This window comes from Microcoleus sp. BR0-C5 (assembly GCF_036705045.1).
GTDB lineage: Bacteria > Cyanobacteriota > Cyanobacteriia > Cyanobacteriales > Microcoleaceae > Microcoleus.
Window position 1 is genome coordinate 19,662 of sequence record NZ_JAUBTR010000072.1, and the last position, 13,613, is coordinate 33,274.

Sequence of the window (13,613 nt, forward strand, 5' to 3'; positions counted from 1 at the left end):
TTTTCCGCTCTATTTGTGAGTTGTGAGTTGCGAGTTGTTAATTTTTAATTAGCTCCAACTCACAACTGCCAAAAGGCTTTTTTCCTTAGCGATTTGAAGTAAACTAAATCCCTGCTGTGAGGGATTGTATGCCCTCGCGCAGAATTTTTTAGCCAGAATTTTGGATGCTGCGGCTGCTGCGGAAATATTGAGTTTGCTGCATCTATTTTTCTGAGAAATTACGCCAAAACCAGGTATTTCTATTATTGTTCGCTGCTTCAGCGCGATCGCACTTTCACAGGTGTTTCCTCGCCAATGCGCCTGTTCGCGTTCGAGAGGAAAAACAACCTGAAAAACCACTTATGCTTGTCTGCAGCAAGAGATGCGATCGCAAAATCCAGGTGTTTCCTCGCTCCGCCGCAAGTCCTGTTCGAGACGAAAAACAATTTAAAGGGAGAACATTTGAAATATGACTGCTATTACTACTAATGAACCGGAAGCTTTAAACTTTGAATGCGAAACAGGAAATTATCACACCTTTTGTCCGATTAGCTGCGTAGCTTGGCTTTATCAAAAAATTGAAGATAGCTTTTTCTTGGTCATCGGTACTAAGACTTGCGGCTATTTCTTGCAAAACGCAATGGGCGTGATGATTTTTGCTGAGCCTCGCTATGCGATGGCTGAGTTGGAAGAGGGGGATATTTCCGCTCAGTTAAACGATTATGATGAGTTAAAGCGACTGTGCTTGCAAATTAAGCGCGATCGTAACCCCAGTGTAATTGTCTGGATCGGCACTTGCACCACCGAAATCATCAAAATGGACTTGGAAGGCTTGGCGCCCAAACTCGAAGCCGAAATTGGCATTCCCATTGTCACAGCCCGCGCTAACGGCTTGGATTACGCCTTTACCCAAGGGGAAGATACCGTTTTAGCAGCGATGGCTGCTAAGTGCCCTGAGAAAGCGCCGGTGATGGAATCTCAGAAACAAGAACGCAATGCTATCTCTCAACTGCTGAATTTCGGTAAGAAAAAAGAGGAAGTTGCAGCAGATGAATCGGAATATGTCAAGCACACACCGCTGGTACTTTTCGGTTCTTTGCCCGATCCGGTTGTCACTCAGCTAACCTTAGAATTGAAGAAGCAAGGAATTAAAGTTTCCGGTTGGCTTCCTTCCAAGCGCTACACTGAATTGCCAGTATTGGAAGAAGGCTATTATGTATCGGGCATGAATCCGTTCTTGTCGCGCACTGCTTCTACGTTGATGCGCCGCCGCAAGTGCAAGCTAATTGGTGCGCCATTCCCGATCGGCCCTGACGGAACTCGCGCTTGGATTGAGAAGATTTGCTCAGTGTTGGGAATTGAACCAAAAGGTTTGGACGAACGGGAAGCGCAAATTTGGGCTGGTTTGGAAGATTACCTGCAAATAATTCGCGGCAAATCTGTCTTCTTTATGGGAGACAATTTGCTGGAGATTTCTTTAGCACGTTTCTTGATTCGCTGCGGCATGACTTGCCCGGAAATCGGCATTCCTTACATGGACAAGCGCTATCAGGCGGCCGAATTGGCTTTGTTAGAAAAGACTTGTCACGAGATGGGAGTTCCTACTCCTCGGATTGTGGAGAAACCAGACAATTACAATCAGTTGCAGCGGATTTACGAGCAGAATATTGATTTGGTGATTACTGGTATGGCTCACGCTAATCCTTTGGAAGCGCGGGGGATTAATACTAAGTGGTCTGTTGAGTTTACTTTTGCTCAGATTCACGGCTTTGGTAATGCGCGGGATATTTTGGAGTTGGTGACTCGTCCGCTGCGCCGGAATAATTCGCTGAAGGATTTGGGTTGGGGTAATTTGGTGAAGAATGAAGCGAAGGTTTAATTTTTGAATTTCACCTGACTCCTAGCGAGGGTGGGCAATGCCCGCCCTTTTTTATTAGAATAGTACAAGCATCTGTAAAACTTCATGGGCAAGTTAGGAAAACTGGTAGAACAATTTTTAGCAAATCCACCAGAAGTGCGCTTTGACGATGTGTGCTATATTCTAACAGCTTTTGGATTTGAAGAAAAGCGATCGAAAGGAAGTCACCATACTTTTGTCAATGCTGATGGATTAAATATTACAGTTCCTAAAAAAGGCGGTCAAAAGGTAAAAGGAATATATGTAAAGCAAATTGTGGCGCTATTGAAACTGGAGGAATGGAGCAATGAATCAGAAGATAGAAGTGAAGAATAAATCTTTAGAATATTACTTGAGCCTGAGATATGCTATAAGTTTTTACCCAGATCCAGAAGGAGGCTATACAGTCCTCATCAAAGACCTTCCAGGTTGTATGTCTGTAGGAGAAACTGTGTCAGAAGCAATGGAGAACATTGAGGAAGCTAGGGAATTGTGGATAGAGACTGCTTATGAGTGCGGACATGAGATTCCTTTACCTGCAACGGAGGTTGAGTATAGCGGAAGTCTATCTTTACAGATTCCTAAATCTCTACATTTTAGTTTAGCAGAAAAAGCGGAAAGGGAAGGAGTTAGTCTTGACCAGTACATTCTGGTTGTGTTAAGTAAAGCAGGCTAAAAGATAATCAGATAAGGACGATCGAGTTTGAGGCACGCTTCCAGGGCGATCGCTCTTTTATTTTTTTATGAACCGCTGATACAGGCAGATTAACGCAGATTAACGCGGATGAAGAGTGCGATCGTACTTTTCAATCAATTTACAATTACGCCAAATTTTAATAACATTCTAGGCAAATAATCATCCAAATTCTTGATGTGTTCATCTGTTAACTCAATCAGGTTGAGTTCGTACTTTTGATATAGTTCTTGCTTCACTTCCTTACGCGCCACATACTCCGGGTTGTTCTCATATCCCCAGTATTCAATATACACTTTCCCCCCAGGAATATAAAAGTCACAGTAAGCTTCTTCCTCTATGGGTAGTCGGCGTTCATAGGCGTGAACTAGCTCCGCCATATAGAGCCAATTATCAATCAAAACTTCAGCTTTAGAGCGCACAAAATGACCGTCGGTTGTTCGATGCTGTGCACTCGCCCGAAACTTCTCGCGGAACCCTAGCTTTGTGTTTACTTCAGTTTTGCTCTGTTCTGAATTGTCACCTTTAAGACTCTCAATAGTTGCTAGAAAAACTTGATTTATCAGTATAGATTCTGGCCAAAGCACATAAGGAGTGTTATCTTGAGGGTAGGTTTTTTGCACCGCCCCAAAACCTATTCCCCGCTTAGTGGCTACCCAGCCGTTGCGCTCTTTGTTTACCAATCCTAACTCCGCTAAAATCGGATTGACTTTGTGCTTTGATATTTCTAGTTTCTCGCTGATGCTGGTAGCGGACAGAAGTGAGGCGGAAGAGGATTGTTGGGGTTTAGGTTTGGGCGCTGACACGGGTTGAGCGTTGTTAGCTTTCCAATGTTCGTAGCATAATTTGTGACCGGGTTTTGAAACTGCTTGATTGCATCCCGCCGCCGTGCAGGTTTCTGCTGAAATGGCAGATAAAGCTTGATTTATGGCTGCTAGCTTGCGGAGCAAAGGATCTAAGGTCATATTAACAGCTTGAGATATATTGAAAAATAGTACCACTTTAATTTCTATGCAGTCAAGAATTAAAAATTGGCGATTCCCTTTGGGGTAGCTTCGCGCGGACTTTTCCCCAACCTTTCCAGAATCTCAGGCCACACGCCCGTAACACGATCGCAGGTACGATCGCCTATAATCGAAACTAGCCCAACTCTCATCAGTTGAGAAACCGCCATGAGTCAAGACAAGGAAGAAATTAGCTATTCAGAGAAAACAGAACGTCTCAGAGTTATCGGTCAGTTTATCAAAACTGTGACACCGATGATTTGGACGATCGTAATTTTAGTAGTCATCATTCCCCTATTAGGTAATTTTCTAATTTCCCAGTCACTAACAAATACCGGAACCACAGCAGTTGTAGTCTCGCCGCCGCACGATTTTAGCAAAGTAAACCAAGACGTTAAAAACGCCATCCAACAATCCCATATAACAGCCGAAACTTTCGCCTCCAAAGAATTGGACAAATGGGAAGCAGAAGTAATTGCACGAGTTGACAATAGTTTCCTCGATTGGTACTTCGATTACTTCACTCAAAAAAAGATGGAGTTTACCGTACCTTTTAACTTCGTGAAATCTGCCGTACTCAACAGATTTGATATGACAGCAGCATCTCGTGCTGTTTCCGAAAAATTAACTGAAGATTTTCAAAGAGAATTTGCTAACCGCGTGCTGGTGCCCAAAAATGCTCAATTGCGATTTCAATTAATCACTCAAGATACTGCTAATTTGTACATATCAGAAGTTAGCAAGAATGTGAAAGTAGTTCAAAACAATTATAATATACCGCAAGTACAGTGGGACAAATATCTGAACGATATTGCCACCACAATTAGCGACAAAGGAAACGTCTCGAATTTATCATTAAAAGTATTAGTTGGTGGCAGCGGCTACTTAGTTGCTAAACCCTTAATTTTGGGAGTAGCAGCTAAAGTTGGTAGTAAAGTTACCGCAAAAGTTGCCAGCAAAGCCGCTGCCAAGGTAGCTACAAAAACAGGCGGTACAGTGGCTAGTCAGTTGGGAGTAAGTTTAATCGACCCGATTGTCGGCATCGGGATTATCATCTGGGATTTGTGGGATTATAATCACACAGTCAAAGTAGAAAGACCGATTTTGCGGGCACACATTGTAGAATACTTGAAAGATGTCAAAAAGTCCCTGCTCACAAATCCTGAAAGCGGGATTATGGCAGCTATTTATCAGTTAGAAAGCGGTCTTCTCAAGTCACTTTAATCATTGAGCGTTGCTTAATAAAGGTATGAATTAAATAGTTCGTCATTGCCATAAGCCAAGTAGGGTGACTTTTTTAGATTCCGAAAAAAATAATTTATACCGTTAATCAGCACCGTAAAAAAAAGATAAGATAGAGGAACAACTAGAATAGTTGCAAGATTTTAGCGCCTATAAAAATATCATAAAATGGAAGAAAGGGCAAGCTGTTTAACTCAGATTAAAAGGATTTAGTTATCTAGAAATAGAAAAACGATTAGAAGTTTCAACAACTTTTCTGGCACAAACTCACAGAAAATACTTAGCCGGGAAGCGCGGAATTAAAGTTAAAATATCACGGTTAAAAAGATTTCCGCAACGCCTCGACTTCCTGTCTCAACCAGAAAACCAAAATCTATCAGAAGTAGAAAGATTTTTTATGTGAAGTTATGATGTAATATTTAAATCATGGTCAAGTTACTATCGAATATTGAAAGCGGTTAATTAACCGGGCACACAGCCAAGGTATAAAAATCGAGAAAACAGCGATAACTTATTCACAAAAAACGCTCTTTTGGCAGAGAAAGATGATCAAAGCCGAAGCCAGAAATAGCAGTAGGATAACTGGTACTGTATCCCTTAGATGAGTGTCAGTCACTCGCTCAAATACTCCAAAGGAAATGATCGAGTCGGCAGTTGCGATCGCCCCCTGAGACTAAAATCAAGTAAAATTGCAAGTATTTGTCGATCGACCCCCGTTGCTCGGCTATATTTGGATTCAAGGTTTGCTATACTCCAGAAATAGACACATATTAACCTTTGGAAAATCAATAGGCCGGAGCTATGACATCCTATGCAACCTCTACAGCAAGAGCCGAGATGAGTGAGATCCGGCGCTTGAAAAATATACTGCCCCCAGAACTCCAAAGTTGGGTAACAGTAGAAAAAACAATAGAAGTTAATCCTACCCTGATCCGCAGCGAAGAAATAGGCAAAGACCAGGTAGAAATCCAAATAGACCTGATCCGCTGGGAACAGCTAGCAATGGATCAGCGCAACCTCCTATTTTGGCACGAAGTCGCCAGAATCCAAAACGACACCATTCCCAGAGACGGTTGGGAAATGGCAGCCCTCGCCATTGGTTTAGGCGGCGCCGTCGGCGAACTTTGGGTGCAAGACGGCTTGCTGCTGTTATTAGCCCTATCCCTGTGTGGCGTCTCCGGCTGGAGACTTTTCCAAAAAAACAACGGAGAGAAAAGTCTAAAAGAAGCAATAGACGCCGATGAAAAAGCCCTCGCCCTGGCCACCCGCTTCGGCTACACTCTCCCAAACGCCTACAAAAGCCTCGGCAGCGCCTTAAAAACCTTAATCGAGCAAACCTCCAAAAAACAGCAGCGGGCTAAATACGAAGCTCGTCTCCAGGCCCTCAAACGCAACGCAGCCAAAGCCAAAGCCAAAGTCAAACCCATCACCCGCGAAACCTCCCAGTCAGAAAACGTCTACAATTCTTGACCTCATCCCCCGACGCTTGGTACGGGGGTTTTCCAGTTAACGGTTAACTGTTGACTTCTGTGTTAGCTGTTAACTGTTAACTGCGATGGCTATCCGGTGCAAGACAGGCACGAAAATTATTAACGACAAGATTAATGGGCCTGAATCCACAAAAATCTTGATTCCGATGTCAAAGTTGGGCAGCGACTGCGTTCAAAAATCTTTGGGCCAAAACTGGCACTGGTAGACTCAAGTCTATTTTTGCCTTTGATATCATTCTCGGCGGGCGAGTTTGCAGGCGTTTTTGTAAAGTTTGTATAAAGCTAGCCTTTTGTTAACCATAATATTTGGTAAAGGGGGAGCTGCTAGGACAGAATAGGCTAAAGACATCAGCTTGAAATTTGAAACCAGGACTTCATGGTCAGTCAAACCCCAGAGGCAGATTTTCGGGTAACGTACTCGGACGAGATTCCCTCAGTTCACATACCCGTGCGCTTGAGCGTACTTGAAGCCGTAAACTTCAAGACAACCTGCCAGCAACTTTTTTCGGGCAGCACCGTTCCCAGCAAGATTGTCCTAGACTTCAGTCAGACGACATTCATCGACAGTAGCGGCATCGGTGCTTTAGTCAGCAATCTGAAATTTGCCAAACAGCGGGATAGCGACTTGGTGCTCCGAAGCCTCAAGCCGCAGGTGATGGCAGTATTTGCTCTCACCAGCCTAGATCAAGTGCTGACGATCGAGCAGCCCTCTGCAACCTCAACTCCGACAGAGACCAACCCCTCGGACAATCAGCTACCGATGACCCACCCCTCAGTGCAATCGTGGGTTAAGCGGCTGATAGACATTGTTGGGGCAATAGTCGGTTTGGTGATTACAGGAATTTTGCTCGTACCCATAGCTGCAGCCATCACTATCAACGATCCAGGCCCGATATTTTTCGGTCAAACCCGCTGTGGCTGGATGGGTAGACAATTTCGGATTTGGAAATTTCGATCGATGTGTACCAACGCCGAAGCCATGAAAGCCCAAATCCAAAACCAGGCTTCTGGCGCATTTTTCAAAAATGACAACGACCCGCGGATTACCAAAGTCGGGCGCATCTTACGCAAAACCAGCCTCGATGAACTGCCGCAGTTTTGGAACGTGCTCAAAGGCGAAATGAGTCTAGTCGGCACTAGACCGCCTACCCCAGACGAAGTTGAACGCTACGAAGTCCCTCAGTGGCAGCGTTTGGATGTCAAACCCGGGATGACAGGGGAATGGCAAGTCAACGGTCGCTCTCAAGTCCGCGATTTTGAAGATGTCATCCGTTTAGATTTAAAATACCAACAAAACTGGAGTCTGGTGTATGACCTCAAACTAATTGTCAAAACTGTAACAGTCCTGTTTAACAAAAATAGTGGCGCTGTGTAGGAGCCCTCAACAACTCAGCCCTGAACTTTTAGGTGCTGTTGCCGACGGGCGGCGGGAACTCGAACTTGATACTTAGTCAAGCAGACGATCGCTAGCAATACCTACGTTAGCATTAAGTGTTAAAATTCACACGCCCAGAAAATGCACAGCTAGTTGCCAGCTCTGTAATCAGAGCATTAATAATTAGCAATTGGCGAGTTCGAGTCATACTCAAATGCTCCCAGCATGATTTTCGAGGACGAGAAGAACTCACCTGTGTTTAGAAAAGTAGCGACTGCTAACACGGTCGAAGCTTAAATCACTGCCTCGCAAGCTGACTCGGAAATTTTCCCTATTTAAACGCCCTACCGAGGCGGCTTACAGTATCGGAAGTCTCTCATTTGCTGTGCGAGTAAATGGTGCGAAAGGAATGCTCACCTTGAGGCAAAACGGGCTTCTTCAACTCAAGCTTGACTTAACTAATATGTTGCCAAGACCTTGCCCTCCTTTTTCTCTCCCTCCGGCGCTGAGTACAGCGGTGGTGGGGGCCGACCTGGGGGAAGAAAGATGAAAGACAAGCAACCAAAGGCCGAGCCGCACATTCAGGTTGAAACAGACCTGAATGCTTTAACATCCGTTTTGGAATGGTTGGAGAATATCGTTTTGCCCCTGTTGCCAGCGGATTTCTGGTGGCAGTGCCGGCTGATAATCAACGAAGGCTTTACAAACGCTGTCCGCCACGCTCACCAGAACTTGCCCCCCACGACGCCCATAGACATTGAGGTAAAAGTGTTTGCCGATTACTTAGAAATTAGGATTTGGGACAGGGGTCAACCCTTCAACTTAGAAGCAAAGCTGCACTCGATCATGCAAGAGCAGCGCGATCCTTTGGACAGAGAAGGAGAAAGGGGACTGGTGTTCATGTACAAGCTCACAGACGAGCTTCGGTATATCCGTACTGACGATCGCCGCAACTGCCTGGTAATGCGAAAAAACATTAGCTGAGGGCGCGATACCCGCCCGGTAAGGGCGGCTTCTTTCGCCAGGAGTGGAATATCCCGTCGCCCCCTATTGTCCTACCCGGAACCCAACCACATCCTCTGCAATTCTGCGGGTGCAGGCTCCATGCACGCGGCAGCAGGACAATTGGCTTCAAAATAAATATTATGCGTATTCTAATTTATTCCTATAACTATTATCCAGAGCCGATCGGCATTGCCCCCCTGATGACAGAACTAGCGCAAGGCCTAGTCAAGCGCGGCCACCAAGTCCGAGTCGTCACAGGAATGCCCAACTATCCGCAGCGCCGGATTTATCCGCAATATGAGGGCAAATTTTACCTCACGGAAGAACACAACGGCGTCACAATTCAGCGCAGCTATCTGCGCGTCAACGGCCCCCACCCCAGCCTTCTAGACCGACTTGTGCTAGACGGCAGTTTTGTCGTCTCCAGCGCAGTCCAAGCCTTCAGCGGCTGGCGTCCCGACGTGATTTTCTCGACAATGCCCCCTTTACCGATTTGCGTCCCAGTCGCCTTTTACGGCTGGATTCGCGCTTGCCCGATCGTCCTCAACGTTCAGGATATCGTCTCAGAAGCAGCCGTGCGCGTCGGCTTGGTCAAAAAAAACGGACTGCTAGTTCGCATTGCTGACGCTTTGGAAAAATTGGCCTACAGCACAGCCAGCCAAGTCAGCGTCATCGACAGCGGTTTTGTCACCAAATTGCACTCTCAGGGAGTACCCCCCGAAAAAATAGTTTGCGTTCCCAATTGGGTTGATGTCAATTTCATTCGGCCCTTACCCAAGGAAAGTAACTCATTTCGAGAAACTCACAAACTCAAGGGCAAATTTGTCGTTCTCTATGCAGGCAATATTGCCCTCACTCAAGGCTTGCAAACAGTTGTCCAAGCAGCGGCTCGTTTGAAACACATACCCGAAATCGCTTTTGTAATTGTGGGGGAATCAACAGCACTCGCCCGCTTGCAACAAGATTGCGAAACTTACAAAGCTAATAATGTAATGCTGCTACCATTTGAACCGCGAGAAAAATTGCCCGAATTGTTAGCTGCTGCTGATGTTAGTTTAGTAGTACAAAAGCGCCGCGTTACTAACTTCAATATGCCTTCAAAAATTCAAGTAATTCTCGCCAGCGGCCGGGCAATTTTGGCTTCGGTTCCTGAAACTGGGACGGCGCAGAAAGCAGTACAGCAAAGCGGTGGCGGGGTGGTGGTAGCGCCGGAAGATTCGCAGGCTTTGGCTGATGCTGTTGAGGATTTGTACCTGCACCCTGCTAAGGTGGATGCGTTGGGCGAGCAAGGCAGAAATTATGCTGTGGAGAATTACGGATTTGAGGAAGCTTTGAATCATTATGAAGCTTTATTTGCGGCCGTTGCAGCGAGTCATGGTGATAAGCTGTTGCAGCCTTTGCCGAAATAATAAGCTCATTAGGTTAGTGAGTACCGACCTTTATTTGTTTCTTGGTGAAACCGAATCTTAAGAGTTATAATGTATTTACTGTATTTAAAGAGCGATTAATATTTAACTGTTTTTACAATGCCTGCCAAAGACACATATCACAATGCAGTTAAAAATGCCCTGCTAAAAGATGGTTGGATAATTACGGCTGACCCGTACTTCATCAAATATGAGGATGCCGAGTTGTATGCCGATATAGCAGCATAAAAGCCGATCGCCGCAGAACGCAAAGGAAAAAAAATAGTTGTTGAAATTAAGAGCTTTATTGGGCGATCGCGCTTGGTATCATTTTCACGGCGCACTCGGTCAATACATTGTCTACCGAAATCTGATTCAACTCACTGCTCCAGAATACAGGCTCTATTTGGCAATTGATGATATCGTATACCAAGATTTTTTTAAACGCAAGTCGATCCAAGTAATTACTAATGAAAATCAGGTTTTGTTAATGGTGGTTGAAATGGCAAAGGAGGAAATTCTGCAATGGATAAATTAGAATACTATCGCAATACAATTAAACAAATATTGACTGGATATTATGAAATGACAGTCAAAGGGGCGATCGCACTAGATGAATTAGAGCCAGAGCATCGTCTAGCATTTGACGAAGAACGAGATCAATATCTCTGGTTTCGTTCGGGGTGGGATGGCAAAAAACGGCTCCGCCACATTACCATGTATCTTCTGATTAAAGAAGGTAAAATTTGGGTGGAAGAAGATTGGACGGATTTGTGCGTAGTTGATGATTTACTCGCAGCAGGAATTTTTAAGGGCGATATTGTTTTGGGGTTTCACCATCCTAGCAAAAGAGCTTTGACAGAATTTGCCACAGTTTGAGGAGAGACAAAAATTTATAGAATTATTTCACTCCTCCTGGCAAATGAGGGGAGTTAAGAGATGTTAAATAGTCATGCCTTAATGCAGTCGAGGTGGGATAATAATACTCAGCATTAATGAGAGCGGGATACATTGTCCTAATTCAAATTGAGTGTAAAGGCTATGGGCCCTAATGAAGCTGATACTTGTCGCAAATACGTTCTGCCAAAACTTCAAGGATGGGATACAGAACCTCACTTTTTGACAGAACAATACTATATTGATGCAGGGCGAATTTTAACTACAGGGGGCAAAGTCCGCCGTCGCAAACGGAAATTTGCCGATTATCTTCTCTGTTACTCTCGCGACTTCCCTCTAGCTGTTGTTGAAGCCAAACGTAAATATAAACACGCTCAAGACGGGCTGCAACAAGCTAAAGATTACGCCGAACTTTTAGGGCTAAAGTTTGCTTATTCGACGAATGGGCAAAGCATTTATGAATTTGACTACACAACTGGGTTAATTACCCAGATGGACTCGTTTCCCAGCCCTAATGAGTTATGGGTAAGGTTGAAACAATCTGAGGGATTGAGCGATGAAGTAGCAGAGGAACTGCTGACACCCTTTGATTTGACGGGTGGGAAAATCCCTCGCTATTACCAGCGCATCGCCATTCACCGAGCCCTCAAAGCTATCCTCAGCCGCCAAAAACGCTTGCTGCTAACCCTCGCCACTGGAACGGGCAAAACTACTGTTGCATTTCAAATCTGCCAAATGTTGTGGAATCTTGGCTGGAATGCAACCGACGAACACCGCAAACCCAGGATTCTATTTTTAGCAGACCGGAATATTTTAGTTGATGACCCGATGCTCAAAGATTTCTCGGCTTTTCCAGAGGATATTATTCATAAAATCCAAGGGGAAGCCGTCAAAAGCCGCGAAATTTATTTCGCTATTTACCAGGCAATTGCTAAAGATAAAAATTACCCTGGTTTGTATCGAGAATATAGCTCAGGTTTCTTTGATTTTATTGTGGTTGATGAGTGTCACCGGGGCAGTGCGCGGGATGATAGCAACTGGCGAGAAATTCTTGAATATTTCCAACCGGCTTACCAGTTAGGGCTAACTGCTACACCCTTACGCGATGACAATGTTGATACTTACCAATATTTCAGCAATCCACTTTATACATACTCCTTAGCCCAAGGTATTGAAGATGGATTTTTAGCACCTTATCGGGTGCATCGTGTAAGTACCAGTTACGATGCTTTGGGGTGGCGACCTAACCCGGACGACATTGACCGCTACGGGCGTGCTATTCCAGATGAAGAGTACCAGACGGGAGATTTTGAGCGGGCCGTTTCTCTTAAAGTCAGGACAGGGGCGATCGCGCGACACATTACAGACTTCCTTAAGAAAACTGACCGTTTTGGCAAAACAATTGTGTTTTGTGTGGATGAAGAGCACGTTTTGGAAATGGTGGCAGCGCTTAACAACCTCAACGCTGACTTGACGAAGCAATATCCTGATTACGTTTGTCGCGTCACTTCCGCTGCTGGGGATACGGGCAAATCGCAACTCTACAAATTTAAAGACGTACTTACCCAGACACCTGCGATCGCAGTGACTTCCCGGCTACTGACAACTGGTGTAGACATTCCCACCTGCAAAAACGTTGTCCTGGCGCGCGTCATTCGATCGATGACTGACTTTAAACAAGTCGTTGGGCGCGGCACCCGTGTAGATGAGGACAATGGCAAACTGTTCTTCAACATCCTTGACTACACCCATAGCACCCGCTTGTTTGCCGATCCAGGCTTTGACGGCGAACCGGCTTTGATTGAAACCGAAGCAATGAATGATCAAGGGCAAACGGTTGAAGGTAGCCAGCAAGTCATAGAACCCGAAGCGGATGAAGTTGAATCTCTTGAAGGTGATGCCCCTCGCGGCTTTACTGGTGTGCCTGATGATGACGACACACCACCCCACAAATACTACTTTGATGGGGGCCAGTGCGAAGTCATCGGCGAAGTAGTTTATGAGCTCGACCCCAACGGTAATCGGCTTCGTTCCTTCAAGCTGGTAGACTATACCAAAGAACAAGTCCGCATTCTCTACCGATCTGCCCTGGAAATTCAGCAGCGGTGGGTAAATCCAGAGGAGCGATCGCAGATTATTGACCAGTTAGCAGACCGAGGCATTGACTTTGAGGACTTGAAAATCGTCACCAATCAGCCCGACGCAGACCCCTTTGATTTACTGTGTCACATTGCGTTTAATGCCCCGGTGATGACTTGCCAGCAACGAGCAGAACGGCTAAAACGTCAGAAAAAAGACTTTTTTGACCAATATGGCGCTGATGCTAAAGCAATCCTGGAAATTCTGCTTGACGGTTACGCTCAAGGTGGGCCGCAGCAGTTGATAATGCCAGCATCTCTGAAGGTGAAAGCGGTTGAGAAGTATGGCAATGTGCGGGAAATTGCCGCTAAATTTGGGGGGGCAGATAAATTGAAGCAGGCAGTCGAGCAGTTACAAACTTTGTTATACACAGCTTAATTATTCATGGTCAAACGCACAAAAACAAACGGCTCTCCTGAACTTATGGTTATAAGTTTATCTAATCAGAAAAGCAAGCTAATACGCGATTCCTAAAATTATTAAAA

The 13,613-nt window shown here is 45.2% G+C and carries 14 protein-coding genes; 12 read left to right on the top strand and 2 right to left on the bottom strand.

The genetic code is table 11. The features are described from left to right. Positions 1-48: 48 nt before the first annotated feature. On the bottom strand, positions 49-339 hold the full coding sequence (locus tag QUB08_RS25675; RefSeq protein ID WP_333228289.1) for a hypothetical protein: 291 nt from the start codon (positions 337-339) through the stop codon (positions 49-51). A gap of 109 nt (positions 340-448) precedes the next feature. Here QUB08_RS25675 and QUB08_RS25680 point away from each other — a divergent pair, with 109 nt between their 5' ends. From QUB08_RS25680 to QUB08_RS25690, 3 genes are all read left to right on the top strand, one after another. Beyond that, on the top strand, positions 449-1,858 hold the full coding sequence (locus tag QUB08_RS25680) for a ferredoxin:protochlorophyllide reductase (ATP-dependent) subunit N (protein ID WP_199292772.1): 1,410 nt from the start codon (positions 449-451) through the stop codon (positions 1,856-1,858). Between the two features lie 84 nt (positions 1,859-1,942). Then, complete coding sequence (locus tag QUB08_RS25685; protein ID WP_333108421.1) at positions 1,943-2,212, top strand: type II toxin-antitoxin system HicA family toxin; 270 nt, start codon at positions 1,943-1,945, stop codon at positions 2,210-2,212. Further along, the gene (locus tag QUB08_RS25690; protein WP_333228291.1) at positions 2,184-2,552 is read left to right on the top strand and encodes a type II toxin-antitoxin system HicB family antitoxin; all 369 of its coding nucleotides are present in this window, start codon (positions 2,184-2,186) and stop codon (positions 2,550-2,552) included. Before QUB08_RS25685 ends, QUB08_RS25690 begins: the two co-directional genes overlap by 29 nt. 134 nt (positions 2,553-2,686) lie before the next feature. On the opposite strand, the gene QUB08_RS25695 is transcribed toward QUB08_RS25690, so the two are convergent. Next, positions 2,687-3,535, bottom strand: coding sequence for a hypothetical protein (locus tag QUB08_RS25695; RefSeq protein ID WP_333228293.1), 849 nt, complete (start codon positions 3,533-3,535; stop codon positions 2,687-2,689). Between the two features lie 207 nt (positions 3,536-3,742). Between QUB08_RS25695 and QUB08_RS25700 the strand changes: the two genes are divergently transcribed. From QUB08_RS25700 to hsdR, 9 genes are all read left to right on the top strand, one after another. After that, on the top strand, positions 3,743-4,798 hold the full coding sequence (locus tag QUB08_RS25700; RefSeq protein WP_333228295.1) for a hypothetical protein: 1,056 nt from the start codon (positions 3,743-3,745) through the stop codon (positions 4,796-4,798). A gap of 819 nt (positions 4,799-5,617) precedes the next feature. Then, positions 5,618-6,286: a DUF3318 domain-containing protein gene (locus QUB08_RS25705; RefSeq protein WP_333109239.1), complete on the top strand. Its 669-nt coding sequence runs from the start codon at positions 5,618-5,620 to the stop codon at positions 6,284-6,286. 396 nt (positions 6,287-6,682) lie between these two features. Next, positions 6,683-7,681, top strand: coding sequence for a sugar transferase (locus tag QUB08_RS25710; RefSeq protein WP_333228297.1), 999 nt, complete (start codon positions 6,683-6,685; stop codon positions 7,679-7,681). A 546-nt stretch (positions 7,682-8,227) separates the two neighbouring features. After that, entirely contained in the window at positions 8,228-8,665 is a 438-nt protein-coding gene (locus QUB08_RS25715) for an ATP-binding protein (RefSeq protein WP_333228299.1), read from the top strand. Between the two features lie 161 nt (positions 8,666-8,826). After that, positions 8,827-10,095 carry a WcaI family glycosyltransferase gene (locus QUB08_RS25720; RefSeq protein ID WP_333228301.1) on the top strand — a complete coding sequence of 423 codons (1,269 nt, stop codon included), beginning with the start codon at positions 8,827-8,829 and terminating at the stop codon, positions 10,093-10,095. A 117-nt stretch (positions 10,096-10,212) separates the two neighbouring features. Beyond that, a complete protein-coding gene (locus QUB08_RS25725) occupies positions 10,213-10,341 on the top strand; it encodes an element excision factor XisH family protein (protein WP_333228303.1) in 129 nt (42 codons plus the stop codon). 37 nt (positions 10,342-10,378) lie between these two features. Beyond that, positions 10,379-10,630 (top strand): element excision factor XisH family protein, encoded by a 252-nt coding sequence (locus QUB08_RS25730; protein ID WP_333228305.1) that lies wholly within the window; start codon positions 10,379-10,381, stop codon positions 10,628-10,630. Next, positions 10,618-10,971 (top strand): XisI protein, encoded by a 354-nt coding sequence (locus QUB08_RS25735; protein ID WP_333228307.1) that lies wholly within the window; start codon positions 10,618-10,620, stop codon positions 10,969-10,971. The genes QUB08_RS25730 and QUB08_RS25735 overlap by 13 nt, the downstream gene beginning before the upstream one ends. 162 nt (positions 10,972-11,133) lie before the next feature. Next, positions 11,134-13,506: an EcoAI/FtnUII family type I restriction enzme subunit R gene (gene hsdR / locus QUB08_RS25740; RefSeq protein ID WP_333228309.1), complete on the top strand. Its 2,373-nt coding sequence runs from the start codon at positions 11,134-11,136 to the stop codon at positions 13,504-13,506. The last annotated feature ends 107 nt before the right edge of the window (positions 13,507-13,613 follow it).